6 protein-coding genes are annotated in these 6000 nt (G+C 66.2%); 4 read left to right on the plus strand and 2 right to left on the minus strand.

Features of this window, described 5'->3' with window-relative positions; all coding sequences use genetic code 11:
* Window positions 1-147: 147 nt before the first annotated feature.
* Window positions 148-522: a nuclear transport factor 2 family protein gene (locus BEMPMBAN_RS04790; RefSeq protein ID WP_159229243.1), complete on the plus strand. Its 375-nt coding sequence runs from the start codon at window positions 148-150 to the stop codon at window positions 520-522.
* Window positions 523-580: 58 nt separating this feature from the next.
* The gene (locus tag BEMPMBAN_RS04795; RefSeq protein ID WP_159229260.1) at window positions 581-1624 is read left to right on the plus strand and encodes a TIGR03857 family LLM class F420-dependent oxidoreductase; all 1044 of its coding nucleotides are present in this window, start codon (window positions 581-583) and stop codon (window positions 1622-1624) included.
* Between the two features lie 54 nt (window positions 1625-1678).
* Here the strand turns inward: BEMPMBAN_RS04795 and BEMPMBAN_RS04800 are convergent, their stop codons facing one another.
* On the minus strand, window positions 1679-3175 hold the full coding sequence (locus BEMPMBAN_RS04800) for an acyl-CoA carboxylase subunit beta (protein ID WP_159229244.1): 1497 nt from the start codon (window positions 3173-3175) through the stop codon (window positions 1679-1681).
* 84 nt (window positions 3176-3259) lie between these two features.
* On the opposite strand from BEMPMBAN_RS04800, the gene BEMPMBAN_RS04805 reads away from it, so the two are divergent.
* Window positions 3260-4291 (plus strand): LLM class F420-dependent oxidoreductase, encoded by a 1032-nt coding sequence (locus BEMPMBAN_RS04805; protein WP_200845875.1) that lies wholly within the window; start codon window positions 3260-3262, stop codon window positions 4289-4291.
* A 13-nt stretch (window positions 4292-4304) separates the two neighbouring features.
* Window positions 4305-5543, plus strand: a complete 1239-nt coding sequence (locus BEMPMBAN_RS04810) for a cytochrome P450 (protein ID WP_159229245.1) — start codon at window positions 4305-4307, stop codon at window positions 5541-5543.
* Here the strand turns inward: BEMPMBAN_RS04810 and BEMPMBAN_RS04815 are convergent.
* Window positions 5540-6000, minus strand: a 461-nt coding sequence (locus tag BEMPMBAN_RS04815) for an amidohydrolase family protein (protein WP_159229246.1), incomplete at its 5' end; no start/stop codon positions are given. The genes BEMPMBAN_RS04810 and BEMPMBAN_RS04815 overlap by 4 nt on opposite strands.

Consider the following 6000-nt stretch of genomic DNA (forward strand, 5'->3'; position numbering starts at 1 on the left):
CATTGCGTCAAATATGTGGCGGAGGAACTCGATGGTGAGTGTGCAGCACGTCGCGCGACGGGCGCCGATGGCGACACCGCAGGTGTACGCCGCGCCCATGGCCGAGTTCGCCACCGACTCGTTCGACGGCGCCGTGGAGGTGTTCGCGTGACCCGCTCGGCGCGTGAGGTCGTCGAGTTGTACAACCTGGCGGTGTGGAACGAACGCGATTTCGCTCTCGCCGACGAACTGATGGGTGACTCGGTGATCCGCCACGACGTGGGGGAGGCCACCACGCTGACCCACGACGAGGCGGTGGCGCGCGTCGTCGACCACTGGGAGATGTTCGAGACGATCCGCTTCGAGCTCCACCTCGTGGTCGCCGGTGACGACGGCGAGCACGTCGCGATCGTCTACCAGTCGCCGATGACGTTGAAGGACGGCACCGAGACCACCGTCGGAAGTATGGAGATCTTCCGGGTCGTCGACGGCAGGATCACCGAGGTCTGGAATTGTGGCTACAAGCAAGGAGTTTGGGCGTGAACGGTTCGGCGGGCTGGGGGCACCTCCCAGCCGAAGGCGAGGGGAGAGCGATATGGGGATAGATGAAGCTGCACTCGACGAACTGGGGTACTACCTGCTGGCCGGCGCCGGGGGTGAAGGGCCGGCCACGCTGATGGACGAGGCCCGCCACGGGGAGGAACTGGGCTTCGGCACGGCCTTCATCTCCGAACGGTGGAACGTCAAAGAGGCGTCGTCACTCACCGGCGCGGCGCTGGCGGTCACCAGCCGCATGCAGATCGCCACCGCGGCCACCAACCACAACACCCGTCATCCACTGATCACCGGATCGTGGGCCACCACGATGCACCGGCTGTCCGGCGGGCGGTTCACTCTGGGACTCGGGCGGGGCATCGCGGCGATGTACAACGCGTTCGGCGTGCCGGCGGTGACCACCGCGCAGATGGAGGACTTCGCCCAGGTGATGCGCAAGCTCTGGCACGGCGCGCTGATCTTCGACCACGACGGCCCGATCGGCAAGTATCAGGTGCTGTTCCTGGACCCGGAGTTCAACGAGGACATCCGGCTGGCGCTCGTCGCGTTCGGTCCCCAGACGCTGGCGCTGGGCGGACGGGAGTTCGACGACGTCATCCTGCACACCTACTTCACGCCCGAGACGCTGCAGCGCGCGGTCAAGACCGTCAAGGATTCCGCCGAGCAGGCGGGCCGCGACCCCGCAGATGTGCGGGTGTGGTCATGTTTCGCCACCGTGGGTGACCACCTCCCCGAGGAGTTGCGACTGAAGAAGACGGTGGCCCGGCTGGCCACCTACCTGCAGGGCTACGGTGATCTGCTGGTGAAGACCAACGGCTGGGATCCTTCTGTGCTGCAACGGTTCCGGGATGACCCGGTAGTGCAGTCGATCCCCGGCGGCATCGACCACAAGGCCTCTGCCGAGCAGATCGAGCACATCGCCACCCTGATCCCTGACGAATGGCTGGAGCCGTCGGCCACCGGATCGGCGCAGCAGTGTGTGGACCGGGTACGCAAAGAGTTCGACTACGGCGCGGACGCGGTCATCATGCACGGGGCCACGCCCGCCGAGCTCGAACCGATCATCACCCGGTACCGCGCCACCGTGTGATTTCGGCGTGGTTGTCGTCGCTCACCGACGACAACCGCCCCGAGATCGCCGGGGTTACGGGGTGATGGCGGTGCGGCAGACCGGCTCGGCGGCCGCCTGGCGGCTGTAGAGGCCGCGCTCCAGCGCGTCCAGCAGCGCATCCCTGGTCTCTTCAGGATGGATCAGGTCATCGAAGCCGAGATGGCCTGCCGACCGGAACGACGCGTCGACCTCGGCCTGACGCAGCCGTTCCTCGACGTCCTCGGCCGCGTGTGAGGCGCGGCTGAGCGCCGCCGCGCTCATCGCCCCCATCGTCGCTCCGGGGTAGGCGAACGTCGCGCTCTGGCCGTCGAACCCGAGCAGCGACATCACCATCGAGCCGAAGCCGTACGCCTTGCGCAACGTGACGTGGAGTTTCAGCGTGGACGCCGCGGTCTGGGCCGCGAACATCCGGGCTCCGCTGCGCAGTACCCCCTGGCGTTCGGACCGACTGCCCGGCATCATCCCCGGGTTGTCGGCGAGAAACACGATCGGCAGGTGGAACGCATCGGCCACCGCGATGAAGTGGGCGGCCTTGTCGGCGGAATCGGCATCGATCGACCCCGCCATGACCTTCGGTTGATTCGCCACCACGGCGACCGGGTGCCCGCCCAGATGGGCCAGCGCGCAGATCATCGCGGCTCCGAACTTCGGCTGCACCTCGAACCAGTCGGGATCGTCGAAGACCACGTCGAGCACCGCGCGCATGTCATAGACCTGCCGGTTGCCGCGTGGCACGATCTCGAGCAGTTCGGGGGTCGGGCGGCGCCCGGTCGACTCGCCCGACGGCAGCGACGTCGGATAGGACCAGGCGCTCGCCGGAAAGTACGACAGGTAGCGGCGGATGTCGTCGAGCACGGCTTCGTCGTCCTCGCCGAGGTTGTGGATGACCCCGCTCGCCAACGCCACGGTGGGACCGCCGAGGTCTTCCTTCGAAATCTCCTCGCCGGNCGATTCTTTGACGACCGGGGGACCGGCGGTGAAGATCGCCCCCTGTCTGGTCATGATGGTCCAGTCGCACACCGGCGCGACCAGCGCACCGTGCCCGGCGGACGGCCCGAACAGCCCACCGACCGTGGGGACCTTGCCGGAACACCGAGCCTGTGCCAACAGGTCGGTGGGGGTCCGGCCGTAGTGCTCACCGCTGGGGCGAAAGCCCGCTCCTTCGAGCAGCATCACCAGCGGGATCCGGTCGCGCAGGGCGAGTTCGGCGAGCCGGTAGCGTTTCGCGTTGCCTCCCGGGCCGATGCTGCCGGCCAATGTGGTGAAGTCCTCGGCGCCCACCATCACCGGCGCGCCGTTGATCAGACCCGACCCGGTGACGATGCCGTCGGCCGCGATCTCACCGCCGACCAGCGTGCCGAACTCGCGGAACGACCCTTTGTCCAGCAGACGGTCCAGGCGTCCGCGGGCATCCAGTTTTCCCTTGGCGTGGTGCTTGGCCAGACGGTCGTCGCCGCCCATGGTCCGGGAGTGGTCCCGTCGGCGCGCGAGTTCTCCGAGCGTGTCCTGCCAATCCTCGGCTCTGGGCATTCGCTACTCCTGTCCTCGGTGGTGACGCGCGCGCAGGCTCGCAACGTTGACCTTACTGAATTGCTTACTGTAGCTTCGTTCAGCATGGGTGCTGAAGGCGGCCTGAAGGTGGACGCGGCCGTCGTCAGCCGGCTCTCGCAGGTGCCGGACGGTGCCCGAATGCTGGAACGGCGCGGCTACGACGGCTGCTGGACGGCCGAGATCAACCACGACCCCTTCCTGCCGCTGACCCTGGCCGCCGAACACACCACCAGTATCGAGCTCGGCACGAGTATCGCGGTTGCGTTCGCGCGCAATCCGATGACGGTGGCCCAGATCGGCTGGGATCTGCAGGACTACTCGCGGGGGCGGTTCCTGTTGGGGCTCGGTTCGCAGATCAAGCCGCATATCGAGAAGCGGTTCAGCATGCCGTGGGGAAAGCCGGTCGTCCGGATGCACGAGTTCGTGCTGGCCCTGAGGGAGATCTGGTCCTGCTGGCGGGAGGGCAGGGAACTGCGGTTCGAGGGTGAGTTCTACACCCACACGCTGATGACGCCGATGTTCGTTCCGCCAGCCCACGCCCATGGCGACCCGAAGGTGTTCGTCGCCGCCGTGGGTGACCGGATGACCGAGATGTGTGGAGAGGTCGCCGACGGACTGCTCGCGCACGCGTTCTCGACGCAGCGGTATTTCCGCGAGGTGACCCTGCCGACGTTGACGCGCGGGATCGAGCGCGCGGGCCGTCAGCGCGGCGACGTCGAGGTGGCGAGTCCGATTTTTGTGGTGACGGGACGGGACGAGGACGAGATGAGGACGGCTGCAGCGGGCACCCGTAGGCAGATCGCTTTCTACGCATCCACGCCCGCCTATCGCGGAGTGTTGGAGCTGCACGGCTGGGGGGATCTGCAGACCGAATTGCACCGGTTGTCACGCCTGGGCGACTGGGAGGCGATGGGCTCGTTGATCGACGACGCGATGCTCGACGAGTTCGCCGTCGTGGCACCGGTAGACGAACTGGTGAAGAAGATCCGGAAGCGGTGCGGCGGCCTGATCGACCGTGTCCTGGTGGGCTTTCCCGCCTCCATCGAGGAGGCCACGGTCACCGACCTGGTAGCTGAACTGCGCAGCGGCGCATGAACAAGGAGTCATCATGAGCGTCCGAGTTGTCGACGAGGCCGCCAAGGTGTTCGCCGATCCGGCGGCCTACGCCGACGAGCCCGGACTGCATGCGGCGCTGACGCATCTGCGGACGACCGCGCCGGTGTCCTGGGTCGACGTCCCGGGTTACCGCCCCTTCTGGGCCATCACCAAACACGCCGACATCATGGCGATCGAGCGGGCCGATGACCTGTTCACCAACTCGCCGCGGCCGGTGCTGAGCACCGTCGAGGGTGATGAACAGCAGGCGGCCATGGGGGTCAGCACGTTGATCCACATGGATGATCCTCAGCACCGTAAGGTCCGGGCGATCGGTGCGGACTGGTTTCGCCCGAAAGCCATGCGGGCGTTGAAGGTCCGAGTCGACGAGCTCGCAGGGTCGTTCGTCGACCAGATGGCCGACAGGGGCGGCGAATGCGACTTCGTGACCGAGGTCGCCGTGAACTTCCCGCTCTACGTCATCATGTCGCTGCTCGGGATCCCGGAATCCGACTTTCCCCGCATGCTGACCTACACCCAGGAGCTGTTCGGCAACGACGATGCCGAGTTCCAGCGCGGGGTCACCATGGAGGAGCGCGGGCTGGCGCTGTTCGAGATGTTCACCTACTTCAACGAGATCACCGCGGCGCGTCGCGTGCAGCCCACCGAAGACCTGGCATCGGCGATCGCCAACGCCCGCATCGATGGCGAGCCGCTGTCCGACATCGACACGGTGTCCTACTACCTGATCGTCGCCACTGCCGGGCACGACACCACCAGTGCCACCATCTCGGGCGGCATGCAGGCGCTGGCCGAGAATCCGGACGAGCTTCGGAGGCTTCAGCACAATCCCGGGCTGTTGCCCCTGGCGGTGGAGGAGATGATCCGGTGGGTGACCCCGGTCAAGGAGTTCATGCGGACCGCCCAGCAGGACACGGTGATTCGCGACGTGCCTATCGCGGCAGGGGATTCGGTGCTGCTGTCCTATCCGTCGGGCAACCGTGACGAGGATGTGTTCACCGATCCGTTCCGTTTCGACGTCGGCCGCGATCCCAACAAGCACATCGCGTTCGGCTACGGCGTGCACTTCTGCCTCGGCGCGGCATTGGCGCGCATGGAGGTCAACAGCTTCTTCTCAGCGCTGTTGCCCCGGTTGAAGTCGGTCGAACTGGCAGGCCCGCCCGAGCACACCGCCACCATCTTTGTCGGCGGTCTCAAGCATCTCCCGATCCGATATGAGCTGTCGGGCTAGGAGTTTCCGCGCGTCGCCGCTTTGAGGGCATCAAAATGCCCGGCACCGCCACCGCGTTCGCCCTCTTTGTGGTGAGAGAGGGCTTGGATGGAGACGTCGTGTCCTTCGGAGGCCTTGCGCAGCGCGCCGACGGTGGCCTGGTCTTTGGGGATGTGGGTGAACGGATCCCAGTGATACCAGCGCATTGCGTTCTGGTAGGTCATCTTGTTGATCTCGACGTCGGGCACATTGTTGGCCTTGAGGACCTCGTCGAGTTGCTCGGGTGCGCCCGGCCACATCGAATCTGAATGCGGGTAGTCGGCTTCCCAGCAGATGTTGTCCAGACCGATCTCCTCCCGCAGCTTCACCCCGACAGGGTCGGCGATGAAGCAGGTCAGGAAGTGATCGCGGAACACCTCTGAGGGCTTCTGCTTGCCGAAGTCCTGACCGGTCCATGTCGAGTGCATCTCGTAGGTCC

Origin of the sequence: Mycolicibacterium austroafricanum (assembly GCF_902705885.1) — a bacterium.
Classification (GTDB): Bacteria; Actinomycetota; Actinomycetes; order Mycobacteriales; family Mycobacteriaceae; genus Mycobacterium; species Mycobacterium vanbaalenii_A.